We start from the raw sequence: 19,423 nt of genomic DNA, 5'->3' as shown, positions 1-19,423 counted from the left end.
GGGCTGGGCGGGCTGTACCGGTGGACGTACTCGCATCTTGCGGCGCACCGCAAAGCCGGGGAGCGGGCACGGCGGCACCGGCCGGGCAAACTGATCGGCAACAGCCGCAGCAGGGGCCATGCCCGCACCGACGGGCCGTTGTGGCCGGTGGTGCGTGACCTGCTGGCCCAGCGCTGGTCGCCGCAGCAGATCGCGGCGCACCTGCGCGCCCTCTACCCCGACCGGCCGGAGCTGCGCGTGTCGCACGAGACGATCTACCAGGCGATCTACTACCAGGCCCGCGGCCGGATGCGCGCCGAACTGGACCGCCAGGTCGCGTTGCGCTCCGGCCGCGGCAAACGCCGGCCGCAGTCGCGTCTGGCCGCCGCCGAACGCAGCGCCAGGCCCTGGGTCGCCGGCCTGCACATCTCGGCCCGCCCGGCCCAGGCCCAAGACCGGGCGGTGCCCGGGCACTGGGAGGGCGACCTGATCATCGGCGCCCGCGGCACCAGCGCCATCATCACCCCGGTCGAGCGCACCACCCGCTTCACCATGCTGGGGGCGCTGCCGCACTCCCGGGTATCGCAACAGGTCACCAGTGTGCTGACCACCCTGATGCGCAGGTTGCCGACCGAGATGGCGGCGACCTTGACCTGGGACCAGGGCGCCGAGATGGCCGAACACGCCGACTTCACCCTGGCCACCGGCTGCCGGGTCTACTTCTGCGACCCCCACTCGCCCTGGCAGCGCGGCACCAACGAGAACACCAACGGGCTGCTGCGTCAGTACTTCCCCCGCTCGGCCACCGACTTCCGCACCCACACCCAAGCAGACCTCGACGAGGTCGCCCGCCAACTCAACCAACGCCCCCGCCACACCCTGGGCTGGAAAACCCCAGCCCAGGCACTCAACGAGTTCCTCGTTGCAACAACCGCTTGACACCGCCGCCTCCATGACAACGACACGCCGCAACTCAACGGAGGAGGGCGTGGTCGGCGACGAGCTTGGGGGTCCAGATGACCTTGCCCAGGTAGGTGTCCGCCTCTGGGGCGGTTACCAGCCAGGCCGCGGCTGCTGCGGGGGCCTCTTCGGGGGTCGGCTCGAAGCCCCTGTCCTTCAGGGTGTCCAGGCCGCCTCGTGCGGCGCCCGCCTCGGTGACGACGAAGCCGGGGTCGAGGTTGAAGGCGCGGACTCCGTGGTCCAGGTACTCGGCGTTGATCGCGCCGGCCAGGCGCCCGAACGCGGCCTTGGACGCCGAGTAGGCGACGCCCCAGCCGCCGTCGCCGGGCGGGCCCGGCGGGTCGCTGGTGGCCGACCCCGAGCACAGGTCGATGATCGTGCCGCCGCCCTGCGCCACCATCGCGGGCAGGACGGCTTGCAGGAGCGCGATCTGGTTCAGGTAGTTGCCGGTGATCGTCTGCTCGGCGACGGCCAGGTCCAGGTCGAGGAACCGCTCGTGGGTGCCCGCGATGTGCGCGACCGCGTTGTTGACCAGGACGTCCACGCGTCCCCACGCGGCCAGGACCGCCTCCGCCGCGGCGGTCACGCTTCGCCGGTCGAGCAGGTCCATCTGGACGGGCAGGGCCCGCGCGCCCAGCTCCTCGATCTCCGCCTTGGTGCGTTCCAGGCTGCCGGGGACGGGGATCGCCGCCGCCGTGCCGTGCCTCGGCGGGATCCGTCCCGTCCCCTCGCCGACGGTGCGCGCGGTGAACGCGACGTCGTGCCCGGCGGCGGCCAGCGCCAGGGCCGTCCGGCGGCCGATGCCCCGGCTCGCCCCGGTCACCAGCGCGACCGGCTTCGTGTCAGCCATGAGACCTCCACGGGAAGACTCTCACTCAGCGGGAAGGCCCCGGCGCCGCACCCCCGCGTTTGGCAGGTTGGGCACGACGGCCGCCGCGCGGGCAGCGCTCTCCAGAAGGGACCGAGGACAGTGACGCAGATCCGAGGGCTGGGATATCTGAAGGTCCAGACCCGGCACATCGACCGCTGGCGCGAGTTCGCCCTCGACGGGCTCGGATTCGCCGAGGGGAGCGGCCCGGACCCGGGGGGCCTCTACCTGCGCATGGACGAGCGCCGCTCGCGCCTCCAGCTGCTGCCGGGCGACTCCGACCGGGTGCTCGCCGTCGGCTGGGAGGTCCGCGACCAGTACGCGCTCGCCGCCGTCCGCGAGGCCGTCGAGAAGTCCGGGACGGCCGTGGCGGCGCTCAAGCCCAAGGAGGCCGCGGAGCGCGACGCCGAGGAGGCCATCGCGTTCACCGACCCGGGCGGCACCCCCGTCGAGGTGTTCTTCGGGCCGGTGCTCGACCACAGCCCGCTCCGCACCGGGTTCGCGCAGAAGTTCGTGACCGGCGCGATGGGCATGGGCCACGTCGTGCTGCCCACCCCGAACTTCGCCGAGACCGTCACGTTCTACAACGAGGTGCTCGGGTTCCTGCCGCGCGGCGCGATGAAGGTCGGCGGCGGCGCCGTCCGGATCCGGTTCATGGGCGTCAACCAGCGGCACCACAGCGCGGCGATCTGCCCGGCGCCCCACGACGGCGACCCGGGCCTCGTCCACCTGATGGTGGAGGTCGACACCCTCGACGCGGTCGGCATCGCGCTGGACGCCGTCAAGGAGAAGGGCTTCTCGATCTCCTCGACGCTGGGCCGGCACACCAACGACAAGATGGTGTCGTTCTACGTGCGGGCGCCCGGCGGCTGGGACATCGAGTACGGCTGCGAGGGCCTGCTCGTCGACGAGGCGTACTACACCGCCGAAGAGATCACCAAGGACAGCTACTGGGGCCACGACTGGTCCGGCTCCGAGCCGCTGGCGGCGTTCACGCCCCCCGGGAAGTGAGCCCTCGCTCCTCGGTCGAGCCTGTCGCGTTGAGCGGCATCGGCGAGTTCGACCACGAGTGCGACGTGCTGGTGGTCGGCTTCGGAGCCGCCGGTGCCGCCGCGGCGTACGAGGCCGCGGCGGCGGGCGCGGACGTGCTCGTGCTGGAACGGTCGAGCGGCCCCGGCGGGACGTCCGCGCAGTCGGGCGGGGAGTTGTACCTCGGCGGCGGCACGCGGGTGCAGAAGGCGTGCGGCTTCGACGACACGCCGGACGACATGTTCGCCTTCCTCAAGGCGGCGCTCGGCCCGCACGCGAACGAGGAGAAGCTGCGGCTCTACTGCGACGGCAGCGTGGACCACTTCGAGTGGTTCCGCGCGCGCGGCGTCCCGTTCAAGGAGAGCCTGTTCGACGCGCCGGGCTGGATGCCGTACACCGACGACGGCCTGATGTGGCTCGGTGAGAACGCCTGGCCGTACAACACGATCGCCCGGCCCGCACCGCGCGGGCACCGCCCGGAGACGCCGATGTTCGCCGGCGGGATCCTGATGGAGAAGCTGATCGCGGCCGTCGCCGAGGCGGGCGCCGCCACCCACCAGGACACCTACGCCACGAACCTCGTCGTGGACGGCGACGGCCGCGTCGCCGGCGTCGTCGCCCGCAGGTTCTCCGAGACGGTGACCTACCGGGCGCGCGGGGGTGTCGTCCTGGCCTCCGGCGGGTTCGTCGACAACGACGAGATGCTCGCCGACCACGCCCCGGTGCTGCTCGGGCACGACAAGGTCAGCGACGGCACCAGCGACGGGTCCGGCATCCGTATGGCGACCGCGCTCGGTGCCGCGGCCCGCCGCATGGCGGCGGTGGAGATCGCCCTCACCGCCAACCCCGCCGTCGTCTGCCGGGGCATGCTCGTGGACGGCCTCGGCCGCCGGTTCATCAACGAGGACGTCTACCCGGGCCTGTTCAGCCACCAGGCCGTCCAGCACCAGCCCGGCCCCTACTGGGCGATCATCGACGAGGCCGGATACGACGAGATCGCCGAGGCCGACATGTGGGGCGTCCACCCCAAGTACGCGGCGGAGACGCTCGCGGAGCTGGAGGAGTCTCTCGGGCTGCCCTCCGGTTCGCTGGAGGCGACCGTCGAGACCTACAACCGGTTCGCGGAGAAGGGCGAGGACCCCTGCTTTCGCAAGGACCCCAAGTGGCTGCGTCCCTTGAAGGGGCCGTTCGCGGTGATCGACCCGGCCGACGGGTTCTTCGGCGCGGGCAGGCACGGCGCCGGGACGGGCGCGGGCGGGTTCACCCTCGGCGGCCTGGACACCACCGTGGACGGCGAGGTCCGCAACAACTCCGGCGAGCCGATCCCTGGTCTGTACGCCGCCGGGCGCACGGCCTCGGGCATTCACGGCGAGGGCTACATCAGCGGGACGTCCCTGGGCGACGGCACTTTCTTCGGCCGCCGCGCCGGGCGGTCCGCCGCTTCTAGGAAGGTCTCTGAATGAAGTACGCCGTCCTGCTCCCCGTGGCGGCGGGGGTCACCGCCGATCCCGCGTGGATCGGCGAATACGTCCGGCACGCCGAAGCCTGCGGCTTCGAGTCGGTCGGCGCGGTCGAGCACGCGGTGGTGGCGAGTTCCTATTCGAGCGTCTACCCGTACGACAAGTCCGGGAAGATGGAGCTCGCCGACGACCTCGACATCCCCGACCCGCTGGACCTGCTGGCGTTCCTCGCCGGTCAGACCTCCCGCATCGGGCTCGCCACCGGTGTGCTCGTCCTGCCGAACCACCACCCCGTGGTGCTCGCGAAGCGGCTCGCGACGATCGACGCGCTGTCCGGCGGGCGGCTGCGCCTCGTCGTCGGCATGGGCTGGATGCGCGAGGAGGTCGAGGCGTGCGGCGCGGACTTCGAGTCGCGCGGCCGGCGCGGCGACGAGCAGCTCCAGGTGCTGCGCAAGCTGTGGGCCGACACCGCCCCTTCCGGAGCCTCCCACGATGGGGAATTCTTCCGGTTCAAGGGCGCGATGAGCTACCCGAAGCCCGTCCAGGAGGGCGGTGTGCCGATCCACGTCGGCGGGCACACGAAGGCCGCCGCGCGCCGCGCCGGCCGGTACGGCGACGGCCTCCAACCGCTCGGCGTGGCGGGCGACGAGCTCGCCGCGCTCGTCGCGCTGATGCGCGAGGAGGCCGAGAAGAACGGCCGTGACCCGGACGCCCTGGAGCTGACGCTAGGCCATTCGCTGTCGGCGGTCACGCCGGAGAAGGCGGAGAAGCTCGCAGACCGGGGCGCGGCCCGGCTCGTCCTGCGCGGGAACGTGACAACGGACCTGGACGAGGCGAAGGACGAGCTGTCCGCCTGCGCCGAGCGCCTGGGCCTGGCATGACGCTCGGAGTCGTCGACCAGATCGCCCTCGGCGATCTGGTCGCCCGCTACGCGCTGTACGCCGACCGCCGCGACATCGACGCGATGGCGGGCCTGTTCACCGAGGACGCGGTCCTCGTCCTGCCGGACGCCCCCGAGAAGCTCGACCCGGTGCGGGCCTTTACCGGACGCGGCGAGATCACCAAGACCCTGTCGGTGCTGAACGACATCCCGCTGACCTTCCACGCACTCGCGGGCCAGGTGTTCGACGTCGGTGCCGAGCTGGGCAGGGCGACCGGAGAGATCGCCTGCGTCGCCCACCATATGACCTCTCGGGAGGACGGCAAGGCGTCCGACCTGGTCTGGCACTGCCGCTACACCGACACGTACCGGCTGGACGGCCGGACCTGGCGGATCGCCCGGCGCGAGCAGCGCATCGACTCGATCGAGACCCGTCCCGTCCGGAGGTGGCGCGGTGAGTGAGAATCCCCGGGTCAGCGTGGTCACGGGCGGCGCGCTGGGCATCGGCGGGGCGATCTCCCGCCGCCTGGCCGCCGGAGGCGATCTGGTGATCCTCAACGACATCGACCCGGACGCCGCCGACCGCACCCGCGTCGACATTGAGACGGCCGGAGGCCGATGCGTCACCGTCATCGGCGACATCGTCGAGGACGGGACGGTCGAGGGGGTATGTGCGGCGGCTGAGGGACGGGTGGACGTCCTGGTCAACAACGTCGGCGACTTTCGTCCGGCGGCGCCATCCTTCCAGGACAGCACGCCCGAGCAGTGGCAGCGCCTCTACGAGCTGAATCTCCTGCACGTCCTCAAGCTCACCCACGCGCTCCTGCCATCGATGATCGAGCGGTGCACGGGCAGCATCGTCAACAACTCGACGGTCGAGGCGTTCCGCGGCATCCCGCAGCACCCGGTGTACTCGGCGTACAACGCGGGCGTGTCGGCGTTCACCCGCAGCCTGGCGGTAGCGGTCGGACGCCACGGCGTGCGCGTCAACGCGATCGCCCCCGACCTCGCGAACACCGAGCAGACCCCGGTCGAGTGGATGCGGCGCGGCTACGACGAGGGACTCGAACACACCTGGGTCCCGCTGGCCCGCTTCGGCGAGCCCGACGACTACGCGGCGGTGGTCGCCTTCCTGGCCTCCGATGACGCCCGCTTCGTCACCGGCCACACGATCCCGGTGGACGGCGGCACGCTGGCCGCGTCAGGCTGGTTCGCCCGCGCCGACGACCAGGGCTGGACGAACCGCCCCCACCGCGCCTAGCCACGTCAGCTCGTCAGGTCCTCCCGCCGGCCCGGCGCTCGTACTCGTCCCACAGGCCGAGCAAGTCGATGAGCACGTTTTCGAGTTGCTCAGCTGCAGCCCGGTACGCCTGCGCCCGTCCGGCGCACAGGCCCGCGTCCCATACCCGCCCTTGCCGCGACCAGATCCGGGACCGCGCGTCCTCCATCTCCGCGAGCGTTCGCCAGGCCCGCGCCTCACCTGGGAACACCTCGAACACTTGCCGCATCTCCGGCACGGCACCGCCGAAGAGGAAGTCCACCTCCGGGTGCTCGCGGGGGAGCGGCCGGACGCTCTGCTGATCGTTCCGGCCGCTCCACCACGTCGCCCAGGCATCGCACAGCATTCGCACGGCGGTCATCGGACGACCTCGAACCATACGGTGTGGCATCCGCCCTCTCCGCGAAGGGCGCCCCATCGGTCGGCCAGCTCCCGCACCATGAGAAGCCCGCGACCGCCCTCGTCCCATGCCGACCCATGGGTGGGGATCATCGGGGCGCCCCTCCGAGTCGCCGTCGTCCTGAATCTCCACCCGCAGCCGCGCGGCCGAGACGAGCAAGGTCACCCACACCCCGCCGCCGGGCTGTCCGCTGGCGCTGTGCCGGACGGCGTTGGTGGCGACCTCGCAGACCAGCAGATCCACGTCGCCCAGGTCGAACCCGTCAGCGACCCGGGCGACCGCCCGCCGCACCCGGGCCCGAACCTCCCGGACGTCCAGAACATCGTCCGAGCACACCCGCTCGGTGTGCACCTCGTCCCAGACGATCACCGCGTCACCCCGGCGATCATCTCGGCCGCCACCCGCACCGACCCGGCCGGCGTCCGGTGGGCGGCGTCCCACAGGAACGACCACCCGCCCCGGTCTTGGACGACGAGCACCGCCATCGACCGTCGCCGTGAAACCATCGGCACCGACAACACGGGCTCCGCCCGCCCGTGCATGTACAACACCGAGCCCCGCCCGAGCCCACGCAGGCTCACCATCAGCCTGACCAGCAACTCCAGCCGCTGAACCGTAACCGGCGGTACCGGTGGCACCTCCTCACACTCCCCCGAGGGCGAACGGTTGGGTAGGTTCACCATGGGTCCGACTCCTTTCCAGTCGGTCAAGGCCCCGGGCCGGTGGTGCAAGCACCGCCCCGGGGCCGCTCCAACTCGTCCGTCTCCGCTGAACACTTAGGACGTCCAGGACCACGGCTGTTCGTCCGGACGAGGCGGCTGTGATCGCAAACGCGCGCACCCTGTTGGCTTGTTCAGCCACCCAGCGAACCTCTTCCGTGACAACTTGACTACAGCCTGCGATGTCGTTGCGACATTGGCAACCCTCCATTGGAGAACTGCCAAAAGGAGTCTGAAATGTCCGGTCGCCCTAGTCCGACTGTCCGAAGCAAGCGGCTCCGGCGCGAGCTACGGCGTCTCAGGGAAGAACGAGAGCTGACTATCGAGCAGGTCGCCGATCTCGCCGGTGGCGAGTGGAACCCCAGTACGCTCGGACGCTGGGAGAAGGGGGATCGCCGGATCCGTCCCGCAGACCTGCGCCACCTGCTTGATGTCTATGACGTCCACGGCGAGCAGCGGGAGGCGCTGATCACCCTCGCCCGCGAGGCGCGTCAGCGTGGATGGTGGCAGGTTTACGCCGACGTCCTGCCCTCCGAGTACAGCACCTACATCGGGCTTGAGACAGAAGCCCGTGAGATGCGCACATACCAGCAGCAACTCATCCCTGGCATCCTCCAGACCGCCGAGTACGCACGCGCCGTCATCCGGGCAACGCGCCCGAACGATGGTCCAGAAGCAGTCGAGCGGAGGGTTGCCGTGCGCCTAGATCGGCAGAAGGTCCTTACCGGGCCCCAACCGCTGCGACTGTGGACCGTGATCGATGAGGCCGCCATACGACGGGTCGTCGGTAGCCGACAGATCATGCGAGAACAGCTGGATCAACTCGCTGACATGGCAGAGCGTCCTGGTGTGCAACTTCAAGTGCTCCCGTTCGAGGCTGGTGCGCATGCCTCCATGGCGACATCCTTCGTCGTCCTGGGTTTTGGAGCTTCCGATCCGAATGTCGTCTACCTCGATACGGGTATGAGTGCCCTCTTCGTGGAGGCCCCGGAAGACGTCGCCGGATATACACTAGTTTTCGACCATTTGAGGGCGGCGGCGGATAGCCCGAGGGACTCAGCGCGAGTCTTCCAGGCGGCGGCCCAAGACCTCGCGTAGTGGCGATCCAGGAGGGCTGAGTGGTCGTGAACAGGCGCAGGATGGAAGCGTCTCGTGCCATGTGGCGCAGGAGCAGCCGGAGCAGCGGTAACGGTGAGTGCGTCGAGGCGGCCACCCTCGACGTGGGGATCGGTGTGCGGGACAGCAAGGCCCCGGACGTCGGGCACCTGAACTTTGCCCCCGAAGCCTGGGCCGCTTTCCTGACGCAGGTGAAGGCCGGGTCCTACGACCGGTAACGATGAGCGCGTTCCGCCTGCGGCCCTGTTGGCAGACTATGGCGCCACACTGCACCCCGTGCCACCCCCACGCTCCAGGAGGGTCACCAGAAGGGGAAACGTGGACAACCGGGTCCAGCATCCTTTTGTCGCCACTGAAATCAACGACTCTGAAACAGAGTTCTAGTAGTCGGCGACTCCGACTATCTTCACGGTGACAAAATGCAGACCGATTTACGCGGCGACGGGATGTGGGATTCGATAGTATGTTCGCATGAGTTCGGTCAGAGTTGATCTAGACGAGGCGTCCACCATGGAATTGGTGCACGGCGCGTCCGCGATCGCCGCCGAACTCGCCCGCCGCCCGGCGCCCGAGTCAGCAGCGGCATGCATGGAACTCACCGAGACTCTCGCCGTGGCCGGCGATATGACCGAAGCCGCCCTGTCCGGCCTCATCGACGTGGTGGATCGGAACCGGGAAGTGCAGCGATGGGGTTTCCCCTCCACCCGGTCGTGGCTGCGGACCCGGCTGGGGATGCGCGAGTCCCGCGCCAAGGAACGGCTGAACCTGGCCCGGCAGCGGGATCGCCTGCCCCAGGTCACCACCCGCTGGACGACCGGTGAACTGTCCCTCGGCCACGCCGCCACCATCGCCGACGCCGTCACGCGCCTCGACGATGACGACTGCACGGCAGCCGAACACATCCTGCTCGACATGGTCGACCAGGACTTCTCCGCAGGGAAGGTCGCCGCCTTCGGCCGCCGGATCCGCGACGTCATCGCCGAACGCGACGGACGCGAACGCGAGCCGGACGAAAGCAAACGCGGTTACGAACGCTCCTGGGTCGACTCCACCCGCTCGCTGGACGGCGGCTGCTACATCAAGGGCTGGCTGAACGCTGAAGACGCCGCCATCTGGGACGGCACTCTGGCCCCCCTGGCCAAACCGGCAGGCGTCGACGACAACCGCGACCTGCCCGAACGCACCGCCGCCGCCCTCACCTCAGTCCTGTCGGGCGGACACCGGGCCACCAAGGTCACCGTCATCTGCGACCTGGACGCCCTCACCGGCGGCCAGGCACCCGCCCGCCTCACCGACGGCACCCCCATCCCCGCCGCACAAGCCCGCCGCATCGCCCTGGCAGCAGGCGTCTCACCCCTGTTACTCGGGCGCGGGAACCTGCCCCTCTACCTCGGCCACCGGGTCCGGTTCGCCACCACCGCCCAACGCCAAGTCCTGGAGACCCTCTACCCCACCTGCGCCGTCCACGGCTGCGAAGTCCCCGGCACCCTGTGCGAAGTCGACCACATCAACGGCTGGGCCCTCGGCCACAGCCCCACCAACATCGACCAACTCACCCTCTGCTGCGGCTTCCACAACCGCTACAAACACGCCAACGCCCAACAAATCCACATCACCCAAGACCCCACCGGCCGCCATATCTACCGCGTCCTCCCACCCCCCAACACTCGAACCACCGACACCCGAACCACCGACCCACCAGCCGAACTCGACTGGGCCGCATAAACCCCGCTCTCTAACACTCCAGGCGAATTTAGCCTGGGAGTGTCCTGAAGATCGTGTGGGTGGGGTGGTGATCCGGAAGGCTGGGGTCGATGCCCCGGCCGGGAAGGATCGCACGTGACCAACGACGACAAAGGCACGGCCGCTGGTGGGCTGGATGTGCAGCTGGCCGCCGAGTTGATCGAGAAGGCGAAGGCCGAGGGGGTGTCGCTGGTCGGGCCGGACGGGCTCTTGGCCGGGGTCACCAGGACCGTGCTGCAGGCCGCGCTCGAGGCCGAGATGACCGATCATCTGGGCTATGACAAGGGCGAACGCCCGGCTCGGCCGACCGGCAATCACCGCAACGGCACGTCGGCCAAGACGGTGTCGACCGAGGTCGGGCCGGTGCGGGTCGAGGTGCCGCGTGACCGGCGGGGCGAGTTCGAGCCGCAGATCGTGCCCAAGCACGCCCGCCGGATCGAGGGGTTCGATGAGTCGATCATCTCGCTGTATGCCAAGGGCCTGACCACCGGGGAGATCCGTGCGCACCTGGCCGAGATCTACCAGGTCGAGGTGTCGCGGGACCTGATCTCCCGGGTCACCGACAAGGTCGTGGAAGAGATGGAGGCCTGGCGGGCCCGGCCGCTGGACGGCGTCTACCCGGTCGTGCTGATCGACGTGATCTACGTCAAGATCCGGGAAGGCCAGGTGGCCAACCGCCCGATCTATGTCGCCCTGGGCATCAACTGCCACGGTGAACGCGACGTGCTGGGCCTGTGGGTCGGCACCGGCGGCGAGGGCGCCAAGCACTGGATGACCGTGCTGGCCGAACTCCGCAACCGCGGCGTCGCCGATGTGTGCATCGCCTGCTGCGACGGGCTCAAGGGCCTGCCGGAGGCGATCGAGGAGATCTGGCCGCAGGCCACCGTCCAGCAATGCGTGGTGCATCTGGTGCGCTCGTCGCTGCGGTACGCCTCCAAGGCGCACTGGAGCCGGCTGACCAAGGAGTTGCGGCAGATCTACACCGCCCCGACCGAGGCCGCTGCCGAGCAGCGGTTCGCCGAGTTCGACACCGAATGGGGCCACAGATATCCGGCGATCATCCGGCTGTGGCGCGACGCCTGGCCCACGTTCGTGCCGTTCCTGGCGTTCCCGGCCGAGATCCGCGAAGTCATCTACACCACCAACGCGATCTGGGTGTTGTACTTGCCGGGCCGATCAAGGAGTTGCTCCCTTGGCCGGCGTTCCGAACGGTTGGCCCTGGCTCTGAACGCTATTGACGCCAAGTGGTTGTCTTGGATTCGAAGTGCCGGGCTGGCCGCGTGAGCGCGGACCCCGGATGCCTGGCTTGAAGAGAGCCTGCACCGACTCGACCCAGATCTGCCGGAATCACGGGGTCCGCGCTGACCACCGTAACCTGCGGACGAGGAGAACCATCGGTGAAGCCGACGCATGCGGTCGCCGGGATCGACCCCCACAAGCACACCGCGACAATCGCGATCCTGGACCTGCGCGGCGGCCTGCACGAGACCGCCTCATTCGCCATCACTCCCGACGGCCTGGGCGAACTGCTGACGTTCCTCACCGAGACCGAACTGGTCATCGACCGGATCGGCGTCGAGGGCTCGGGCGCGCTCGGCCGGCCGCTGGTCGTCGCCCTGACCGCGGTGGGCTACGACGTCCGGGAGGTGCAAGCCAACCGGACGGCCGAACGGCGGCGCCGACGGCGACGGGCCAAGACCGATATCGACGACGCCGACGCGATCGCCCGCGAGACCCTCTCCGACCCTCATCTACCGCCTGCCGGCAAGCACTCGGCACCCGACCCCGCCTGGGATCAGCTCACCGTCCTCAGCGACTGGCGCGCCTCGCTGATCCTCCAGCGAGTGCGCCTGCTGACCGAGGCCGAAGCCGTCCTGGTCTCGCTCCCTATCGCGATCAGAACCGTGCTTCCGTCCACCAGCCGGGTCCTTCCCCAGCTCAACGCGCTCGCCGACATGCTCCTGGGCCAGCTGCAACGCAGCGACCGGCTGAAAGTCGAACGGCTCCTTGCCAGCCTCGCCGACATCACCACCCTCACCAGCAGAATCAAGGACTTGGACAAGCAGATCCCGATCCTGCTGGCCGAGCTGGGCTGCACCCTCACCGACATCTGCGGCATCGGACCCGTACTGGCCATGCAGCTGCTCGTCGAGATCGGAGACCCACAGCGGTTCCGGGCTGAGGGCCAGTTCGCGCGCTGGTGCGGCATCGCACCGGTCGCCTTGTCCTCGGGAGAAGGCCACGGCCCCGCCCGCCGACACCGCCTCGACCTGGGCGGCAACCGCGCCGTCAACTCGATCCTCCACACCGTGCACGTCACGCAGGTCCGCTGCCACCAGCCCGCCAAAGACTTCATGGACCGCAAGACCAGCGCGAACAAGACCAAACGCGAAGCCCGCCGCTCCCACAAACGCCAACTCGCCAACGTGATCATCAGGCATATGTGGCGCGACGACGACCACCGCCAAGACCGCCGTCAAAGAAGACCAACAGCAGCCCTCACGGCGGCCGCTTGACAAGAGAGCTTCGAGAGCCTCAACGCCCGATTCCGCCAGGCCACCCGCCGACGCGGACACTTCCCCACCGAGCAGGCCGCGCTCAAGGTCCTCTACCTGGTCATCCGCCAACCACTAAAAGCCAGACCCAACGTCACCGGCAAAACCCCCGGCTGGAAGGCAGCGCTGAACGCACTGTCCCTGCACTACGGTGACCGCATCACCCTGAACTGAAAGCTGATCACCGCCTCACCCACAGACTTTCAGACACTCCCGATGTCGGCGGTTGGAGCCTGCTGGTGTTCGAGTTCATCGGCGGTGGGCGGAGCGCCGACCTGTCGCCCGGGTCTCCGGATGTGCCCGGCGTGAACGATGCCGTGTCGCGACTTGGAGGGCCGGGCGGCGCGCTGCCCTGCGTCTCGGTCAATCTGGATGTGCTGCAGAAGACAGCGGCCGCTCTGTTGGGCGAGAACCTGCGTGGGCGATGGTGGGGCATGTACGCGGAGGCTCTTGAAGGGTTGTCCTTAGAGTCTTTACGGGGGGAGACGCTGCTGCACTATGACTTGCACAGCGGGAATCTCCATGTCGCCGGTCAGGGGGTCTATGTCATTGACTGGTCGTTCCTGTGCCGGGGGCAGGGGTGGTCGACGCCGCGCTGCTCGTTCCTCGGCTGATCGAGGCGGGACACAGTCCCGCGCAGGCGGAGGCCCTTGTCGCCGCGCACCCTGGTTGGAGGGCGGCTCCGCCCGATGCGGTCACCGGGCTGGGGGCGCTGTGGACGATGTTCCGCGAGCACAAGGCCATGCGCGGGCCGGAGGAGGCGCGCGCCTTTCGCGCTGAAGCGGCGCAGGCGGGACGCGCCTGGGTCGCCTACCGGACGGCTTGACGGAGGGCGCGGACGTGCGAAGGCCGGACGCTCGTCAGACCATGTGGCAGGCCACGTGATGGCCGTCGGTGGTCTGGCGTAGGTTCGGCTCTTCCTTTGCGCACAGGTCGGTTGCCAGGGGGCAGCGGGTTCGGAAGCGGCAGCCGGTCGGTGGGGCCATGGGGGACGGGAGTTCGGTGTTCTCCGGTTCCGCGTCGCCCTGGGGTGCGTCTGGGACCGAGGCGAGGAGCAGGCGGGTGTAGGGGTGCAGGGCCGAACCGGCCAGGGCGCCGGACGGGACGACCTCGCAGATCTTGCCCAGGTACATGACCATGATCCGGTCACTGACGTTCTTGACCACGGCGAGGTCGTGCGCGATGAAGATCATGCTGAGGCCGAGGCGCGCGCGGGTCGACTCCAGCAGGTTGAGGATCTGCGCCTGGACCGAGACGTCCAGGCTCGACACCGGCTCGTCGCAGATCAGGACGCGCGGGTCGAGCAGGAGGGCGCGGGCGATGCAGACGCGCTGGCACTGGCCGCCGGACAGCTCGTGTGGGCGGCGGTCCCAGACGGTGGCCGGGTCGAGGCCGACCGCCTCCAAGGCCGCTTCGATACGGGACCGGTCCGGCTTGCCGCCCCACACCGCAGGTCCTTCGGCAACGAGGTCGGCGACCTTGCGGCGCGGGTTCAGGGCGGCCACCGGGTTCTGCAGGATCATCTGCATCTTGCGGCGGCTGTCGCGGAGCGCGGACCGGCCGAGGCCGGTCAGCTCGGTGCCGTTCAGCTTCACCGAGCCGGCGGTGGGCGGCGGGAGCTGCATGACGGCGCGTCCCGCGCTGGACTTCCCGCAGCCGGATTCCCCGAGGATGCCGAGCGTCTCGCCGTCGAGCAGGTCGAAGCTGATGCCGGAGACCGCGTGCACCGTCCGGCCGCGTCCCACGGGGAACTCCACGACCAGGTCCTCGACGGACAGGACGCGCTCGCCCGGACGCAGATGGGTGGTTCCGGTGCCGGCCATCAGGCGCCTCCGATGCTGCTGACGGGGTGGTGGCAGGCGTACGCGTGGCCATGGTCGGCGACCAGGGCCGGGGACGTCTCGCACGCGTCCGACGCGTACCGGCAGCGGGGCGCGAAGCGGCAGCCGGGCGGCGGCGCCGCCATGTCGGGCGGCGCGCCGTCGATGGCCTGGAGCGGGGAGTGCGGTGGGTCGGCGAGCCGCGGGACGGACGCGAGCAGCGCCTCGGTGTACGGGTGCCGGGGGCCGGCGAACAGGGCGGCCGCCGGGGCGAGTTCCGCGAGGCGTCCCGCGTACATCACCGCGACCCGGTCGGCGCGGCCCGCGACGACCGCGAGGTTGTGGCTGATCAGGACGATCGCCGTGCCCAGCTCCGCCTGGAGCCGGCCGAGCAGGTCGAGGATCTGCTTCTGCACGGTGACGTCCAGCGCTGTGGTCGGCTCGTCCGCGATGAGCAGCGACGGCTCGCCCGCCAGCGCGATCGCGATCACGACGCGCTGCCGCATGCCGCCGGACAGCTCGTGCGGGTACTGGCCGAGGCGGCGGCGCGGCTCGGGGATGCCGACGAGGCGGAGCAGCTCCTCGGCGCGGGTGCGGGCGGCGGTGCGCGACAGGCCCCGCATGCCCTCGGTGAGGTGGCGGCCGATCTTCTTGACCGGGTTGAGGGCGGTCGCCGGGTCCTGGAAGACCATGCCGACGTCCGACCGCCACAGCCTGCGGCGTCCGGCGGCGGTGAGCGCGTGCACGTCCGTCCCGTCGAGGACGACCTTGCCGGTCACCGTCATGGTCGGCCCCGACGTGTAGAGGCCCATGACCGTCCGGCCCAGCACCGACTTGCCGGAGCCGGACTCGCCGACGATGCCGAACATCTCCCCGGGGCGGACGGTGAAGGACACGCCGTCCACCGCTTTGAAGGGGCCGCGAGAGGTGTGGATCTCGGTGCTCAGGTCCTCGACGGTGAGGAGGGGGCTGTCGTCCATGCCTGCTCCTAGAGCTTCGCCTGGCGGGGGTCCCACCGCTTGCGGGCCTTCTCGCCGATGAGGTTGAACGCGAAGACGGTCAGGAAGAGCGTGATGCCGGGCACCAGCACGATGTGCGGGTACCGGGTGAAGGCGTCGTTCTCCTCGCCCTCGGCGATCATGTTCCCCCAGGACGGCGCGGGCGGCTGGACGCCGAGGCCGAGGAAGCTCAGCGACGCCTCGGCGACGATCAGCACCGACACCATGACCATGCCGTAGGACGCGAGCGGCAGCAGCACGTTCGGCAGCAGCTCCCGGGTCATGATCCGCCACCGGGACGCGCCGATCGCCTCGGCCGCCACGACGAACTCGCGCTGCGCGAACGCCATCGTGCTGGCCCGCGCCATCCGGATCATGCTGGGGATCGCGAGCAGCGACAGCGCCACCGCGATGTTGCGCAGGTTCGGCTCCAGGACGGTGCCGAGCGCGATCAGCAGGATCAGCGGCGGGACGGCCAGCAGCGCGTTGGTCAGCACGCCGACGCCCGCGTCGGCGCCGCGCCGGAAGTAGCCGGCCGCGATCCCGACCGTCCCGCCGACGACCATGCCGATGGCGACGGCGCCGAGCGACACGACGAGCGACGACCGGGCCCCGTGGACGACGCGGGCGAGCTGGTCGAGGCCGAAGTTGTTGGTGCCGAGCGGATGCGAGGTGGACAGGTCGGGGACGGCCATGCCGGGCGTGCCGAGCGTCCGCACGATGTCCTGGTGCTCGCCGAGCGGCAGTACCGGCGCCGCGACCGCCGCTCCGACGAGGAGCACGAGCCATCCGGCGCACAGCCAGAACATCAGGTCGAAGCCGCCGCCGAACAGGGCGCGTCCGGCCGCGTTCAGGCCGAGGTAGGCGGCGGCGAGGCCGGCGACGACGGCGGCGGCCTGCGTCCAGCCGTCCCCCGCGAGGATCGTCACCGACAGTCCGAAGACGGCGAGCCCGGCGACGGCGAGGGCCGCGCCCCACCAGCGTCCGGACGGCCGGGCCGCTACGAGGATGTCAGACATGCGCCCGCCTGATTCGTGGGTCGAGCCGGCCGTAGGACAGGTCGATCAGCGCGTTCACCAGCACGTAGATCAGCGCGATGACGAGGACGGCGCCCTGCACCATCGGCACGTCGCCCGCGTCCGCCGCGCCGATGATCAGCGTGCCCATGCCGGGCAGCGCGAACAGGTACTCCACGATCACCGTGCTGCCGATGAGCCGGCCCAGGCTGATGCCCATGAGCGTGATCAGCGAGAACGACGACGGGCGCAGCGCGTCCCGGAAGAGCACGTGGACCGGCGCCATCCCCTTGGCCTTCGCCGACAGGATGAAGTCCTCCTGCAGCGTCGTGATCAGGTCGCCGCGCAGCACCCGGGTGAACGTCGCGGTCTCCATCAGCGCGATCGTCAGCGCCGGCAGGAACGCGTGGTAGAGGTTGCCGCCGAGCCCTTCGCTGATCCGCGACCACTCCAGCCGCGGGAACCAGCCGAGGCGCTCGGCGAACAGCGCGATGAGCAGCATGCCCGCGAGGAAGCTCGGCACCGACAGGATGCCGAACGTCCCGGCGCTGACGATCCGGTCGACGAGGCCGCCGGACCGGTACGCCGACCACATCGCCAGCGGCACCGCGAGCAGCAGCGCCATCGCCATCGCGAGGACGGCCAGCTCGACGCTCACCGGCAGCGCCGCCGCGACCCGGTCGGCGACGTCGCTGTTCGGCGGGACGAACGAGGTGCCGAGGTCGCCGGTCAGCGCGTCGCCGAGCCAGTGCCCGTAGCGGACCGGCAGGGCGTCGGCGAGGCCCATCGCCTCCCGCTGCGCCGCGTACTCCGCCGCCGTGTGCCCTTCGCCGAGCACGACCACGGCCGGGTCGCCCGGCATCAGGCCGACCAGCGCGAACGTGCCCACGCTGACGATCAGCAGGACCAGCACCAGCTCGACCAGCCGCCGCACCAGATCGCGTGCCATGTCGTCCTCCTAGCCCTGGGCAAGCCACGCGTCGTCGAGCAGGACCATGCTGTTGACGGTGCCGGTGACGCCGTGCACGTCGTCCGTCCAGGCGGCCAGTTCGGGCTGCGGCCCGAACACCAGCGCGGGGACGTCCTCGTTCCATTGCGCCTGGACGCGGCCCATGACCTCGCGCTGCTCCTCGACCGTCCCGGCGCCCCGCAGCTCCTCGATCAGCGCGGACATCTTCGGGGTGGTCGGCATCCCGACCGTGAGGTTGCCCTTGGCGTGCAGCGTCGCGTACATGCGCCCGTACGGGCCGGCCTCGCGCCAGCTCATGCCCCAGCCCGCCACGTCGTAGCTCTTGCGGACGGCGACCTTCGTGATCTGGTCGGAGATCGAGCGGACCAGGTCCAGCTCGACGTCGAAGCCGACGTTCTCCAGCATCGCCTTGACCGCGAGCGCCGTCGTCCGGGACGCGGGGTCCTGCGAGTCCAGCCAGGTCACCTTGCCGTCGTAGCCGTCCGCCTTCGCCTGGGCGAGGAGCTCGCGGGCCTTGCCCGGGTCGTAGGGGAGCGGCTTGGCGCCGGTGTGCCAGACGGAGAACTCCGGGAACAGCGCGTTGCTCGCGAGGCCCGTCCCCGGGTAGGCGCGCCGGTAGATCACCTCGGGCTGGATCGCGTAGTGCATGGCCTTGCGGACGCGCGGGTCGGCGCCCGGATGCCCGGGGGTCGCGTTGATGACGCCGACATTGCCGAGCGCGACCATGCTGAGGTAGCCGTTGTTGCCGTCCTTCAGGGCCTTCTGCACGACGACCGGGTCGCGGAGGAACGCGGCCTGGATCCGCTTGGTGTTGAGGGTGTCCAGTGCGGCGTTCGGGTCGTCGACGTAGACCATGCGCACGCGGTCGAGGTTCGGTTTCCGGTCCCAGTAGCCGGCGCGCGCTTTCAGGACGGTCTCTTCCTTCGGCTTGTAGCGCTCGAAGGTGAACGCGCCGGCGCCGACCGGGGTGAACTTCCCCTTCGCGTCGGACGACTTGGCGACGATCATCCCGGGGCCCGTGGTGAGCATGAACGGGAACGTCGGCCATTCATGGGCGAGCTCGAACACGACCGTCAGGTCGTCGGGCGTCTCGACGGCCTTGACGCTGCTCTTCCAGAGCGCCGCCTCGTCCGCGCCCTTCTTGACGTAGCGCTCGATGCTCCATTTCACCGCCTGCGCGTTGAGCGGCGTCCCGTCGCTGAAAGTGACGCCGTCCCGCAGGGTGAGCGTGAACGCGGTGCTGTCGCCGTTCGCCTTCAGACTCTTGGCGAGCTGCGGATAGAGGTCGCCGGTCTTGCTGTCCCAGCGCATCAGGACGTCGAAGATCGCGGCCATCTCCACGCCGCCCGTCGACCCGGCGACGATGGTCTCGGCGGGGTCGAGCAGCCCGGCCTCGGCGTAGGTGGCGAACGTCAGGGTCCCGCCTTCGGCCGGCGGACCGGCGTCCGTCCCGCCGATCATGCCGACCTTGTACTCGGCCGGCCTTCCGGCGCCGTCCACCCGGCCGCCGCTCTCGCTCTGCCACGCGCACGCCGCCGCCGTCACCGCGACGACGAGGAGCCCGGCGACCCGGCGGCCTCTCCCGGAATTCTTCACGACCCTCCCGCGAACCGGCCTTTATGTCAGGCCAA

General features: G+C 70.1%; 20 protein-coding genes and 2 pseudogenes. 15 read left to right on the top strand and 7 right to left on the bottom strand.

From position 1 onward, the window contains the following. Positions 1-918 (top strand): IS30 family transposase (locus tag E1293_RS02835; RefSeq protein ID WP_132193456.1); only part of this gene is annotated, 918 nt, incomplete at its 5' end. 34 nt (positions 919-952) lie between these two features. Here E1293_RS02835 and E1293_RS02830 read toward each other — a convergent pair. Then, on the bottom strand, positions 953-1,789 hold the full coding sequence (locus tag E1293_RS02830) for an SDR family NAD(P)-dependent oxidoreductase (RefSeq protein WP_132193454.1): 837 nt from the start codon (positions 1,787-1,789) through the stop codon (positions 953-955). A gap of 120 nt (positions 1,790-1,909) precedes the next feature. Here E1293_RS02830 and E1293_RS02825 point away from each other — a divergent pair, with 120 nt between their 5' ends. From E1293_RS02825 to E1293_RS02805, 5 genes are read left to right on the top strand one after another with little or no spacing between them, the layout of a single operon-like run. Then, a complete protein-coding gene (locus tag E1293_RS02825; RefSeq protein ID WP_132193452.1) occupies positions 1,910-2,818 on the top strand; it encodes a VOC family protein in 909 nt (302 codons plus the stop codon). Continuing rightward, positions 2,815-4,299, top strand: coding sequence for an FAD-dependent oxidoreductase (locus tag E1293_RS02820; protein ID WP_132193450.1), 1,485 nt, complete (start codon positions 2,815-2,817; stop codon positions 4,297-4,299). Before E1293_RS02825 ends, E1293_RS02820 begins: the two co-directional genes overlap by 4 nt. Next, positions 4,296-5,177 carry an LLM class F420-dependent oxidoreductase gene (locus E1293_RS02815; RefSeq protein WP_132193448.1) on the top strand — a complete coding sequence of 294 codons (882 nt, stop codon included), beginning with the start codon at positions 4,296-4,298 and terminating at the stop codon, positions 5,175-5,177. The genes E1293_RS02820 and E1293_RS02815 overlap by 4 nt, the downstream gene beginning before the upstream one ends. Then, positions 5,174-5,638: a nuclear transport factor 2 family protein gene (locus E1293_RS02810; protein ID WP_132193446.1), complete on the top strand. Its 465-nt coding sequence runs from the start codon at positions 5,174-5,176 to the stop codon at positions 5,636-5,638. The genes E1293_RS02815 and E1293_RS02810 overlap by 4 nt, the downstream gene beginning before the upstream one ends. Continuing rightward, entirely contained in the window at positions 5,631-6,437 is an 807-nt protein-coding gene (locus E1293_RS02805) for an SDR family NAD(P)-dependent oxidoreductase (RefSeq protein ID WP_132193444.1), read from the top strand. Before E1293_RS02810 ends, E1293_RS02805 begins: the two co-directional genes overlap by 8 nt. A gap of 13 nt (positions 6,438-6,450) precedes the next feature. On the opposite strand, the gene E1293_RS50635 is transcribed toward E1293_RS02805, so the two are convergent. Further along, on the bottom strand, positions 6,451-7,146 hold the full coding sequence (locus E1293_RS50635) for an ATP-binding protein (RefSeq protein WP_424923586.1): 696 nt from the start codon (positions 7,144-7,146) through the stop codon (positions 6,451-6,453). Here E1293_RS50635 and E1293_RS49230 point away from each other — a divergent pair. The 9 genes and pseudogenes from E1293_RS49230 (at position 7,054) to E1293_RS02760 (ending at position 13,814) form a co-directional block, all read left to right on the top strand. Continuing rightward, complete coding sequence (locus E1293_RS49230) at positions 7,054-7,467, top strand: hypothetical protein (RefSeq protein ID WP_243715971.1); 414 nt, start codon at positions 7,054-7,056, stop codon at positions 7,465-7,467. The two genes, E1293_RS50635 and E1293_RS49230, sit on opposite strands and share 93 nt — an antisense overlap. A 344-nt stretch (positions 7,468-7,811) precedes the next feature. Continuing rightward, positions 7,812-8,672, top strand: a complete 861-nt coding sequence (locus E1293_RS02795) for a helix-turn-helix domain-containing protein (protein WP_132193440.1) — start codon at positions 7,812-7,814, stop codon at positions 8,670-8,672. Positions 8,673-8,731: 59 nt separating this feature from the next. After that, positions 8,732-8,908: a DUF397 domain-containing protein gene (locus E1293_RS02790; RefSeq protein WP_243715970.1), complete on the top strand. Its 177-nt coding sequence runs from the start codon at positions 8,732-8,734 to the stop codon at positions 8,906-8,908. A gap of 253 nt (positions 8,909-9,161) precedes the next feature. Beyond that, positions 9,162-10,415 carry an HNH endonuclease signature motif containing protein gene (locus E1293_RS02785; RefSeq protein WP_132193436.1) on the top strand — a complete coding sequence of 418 codons (1,254 nt, stop codon included), beginning with the start codon at positions 9,162-9,164 and terminating at the stop codon, positions 10,413-10,415. Between the two features lie 150 nt (positions 10,416-10,565). After that, positions 10,566-11,585: pseudogene (locus E1293_RS02780) on the top strand (IS256 family transposase); the annotation flags it as partial. A gap of 245 nt (positions 11,586-11,830) precedes the next feature. Beyond that, positions 11,831-12,949: an IS110 family RNA-guided transposase gene (locus tag E1293_RS02775; protein WP_165978052.1), complete on the top strand. Its 1,119-nt coding sequence runs from the start codon at positions 11,831-11,833 to the stop codon at positions 12,947-12,949. Positions 12,950-12,955: 6 nt separating this feature from the next. Continuing rightward, positions 12,956-13,162: pseudogene (locus tag E1293_RS49225) on the top strand (transposase); the annotation flags it as partial. A gap of 65 nt (positions 13,163-13,227) precedes the next feature. After that, positions 13,228-13,602 carry a phosphotransferase gene (locus E1293_RS02765; protein WP_132193430.1) on the top strand — a complete coding sequence of 125 codons (375 nt, stop codon included), beginning with the start codon at positions 13,228-13,230 and terminating at the stop codon, positions 13,600-13,602. Then, entirely contained in the window at positions 13,569-13,814 is a 246-nt protein-coding gene (locus E1293_RS02760; RefSeq protein ID WP_132193428.1) for a hypothetical protein, read from the top strand. Before E1293_RS02765 ends, E1293_RS02760 begins: the two co-directional genes overlap by 34 nt. A 34-nt stretch (positions 13,815-13,848) precedes the next feature. Here the strand turns inward: E1293_RS02760 and E1293_RS02755 are convergent, their stop codons facing one another. From E1293_RS02755 to E1293_RS02735, 5 genes are read right to left on the bottom strand one after another with little or no spacing between them, the layout of a single operon-like run. Continuing rightward, complete coding sequence (locus tag E1293_RS02755; RefSeq protein WP_132193426.1) at positions 13,849-14,811, bottom strand: ABC transporter ATP-binding protein; 963 nt, start codon at positions 14,809-14,811, stop codon at positions 13,849-13,851. Beyond that, complete coding sequence (locus E1293_RS02750; protein WP_132193424.1) at positions 14,811-15,788, bottom strand: ABC transporter ATP-binding protein; 978 nt, start codon at positions 15,786-15,788, stop codon at positions 14,811-14,813. The genes E1293_RS02755 and E1293_RS02750 overlap by 1 nt, the downstream gene beginning before the upstream one ends. Positions 15,789-15,796: 8 nt before the next feature. Continuing rightward, the gene (locus E1293_RS02745) at positions 15,797-16,825 is read right to left on the bottom strand and encodes an ABC transporter permease (protein WP_132193422.1); all 1,029 of its coding nucleotides are present in this window, start codon (positions 16,823-16,825) and stop codon (positions 15,797-15,799) included. Beyond that, on the bottom strand, positions 16,818-17,771 hold the full coding sequence (locus E1293_RS02740; protein ID WP_132193420.1) for an ABC transporter permease: 954 nt from the start codon (positions 17,769-17,771) through the stop codon (positions 16,818-16,820). The genes E1293_RS02745 and E1293_RS02740 overlap by 8 nt, the downstream gene beginning before the upstream one ends. A 9-nt stretch (positions 17,772-17,780) precedes the next feature. Continuing rightward, positions 17,781-19,388 carry an ABC transporter substrate-binding protein gene (locus E1293_RS02735; RefSeq protein ID WP_243715969.1) on the bottom strand — a complete coding sequence of 536 codons (1,608 nt, stop codon included), beginning with the start codon at positions 19,386-19,388 and terminating at the stop codon, positions 17,781-17,783. Between the last annotated feature and the right edge of the window lie 35 nt (positions 19,389-19,423).

It is taken from the genome of Actinomadura darangshiensis (assembly GCF_004349235.1).
Classification (GTDB): Bacteria; Actinomycetota; Actinomycetes; order Streptosporangiales; family Streptosporangiaceae; genus Spirillospora; species Spirillospora darangshiensis.
This window is presented reverse-complemented; position numbering and strand designations above follow the sequence as displayed.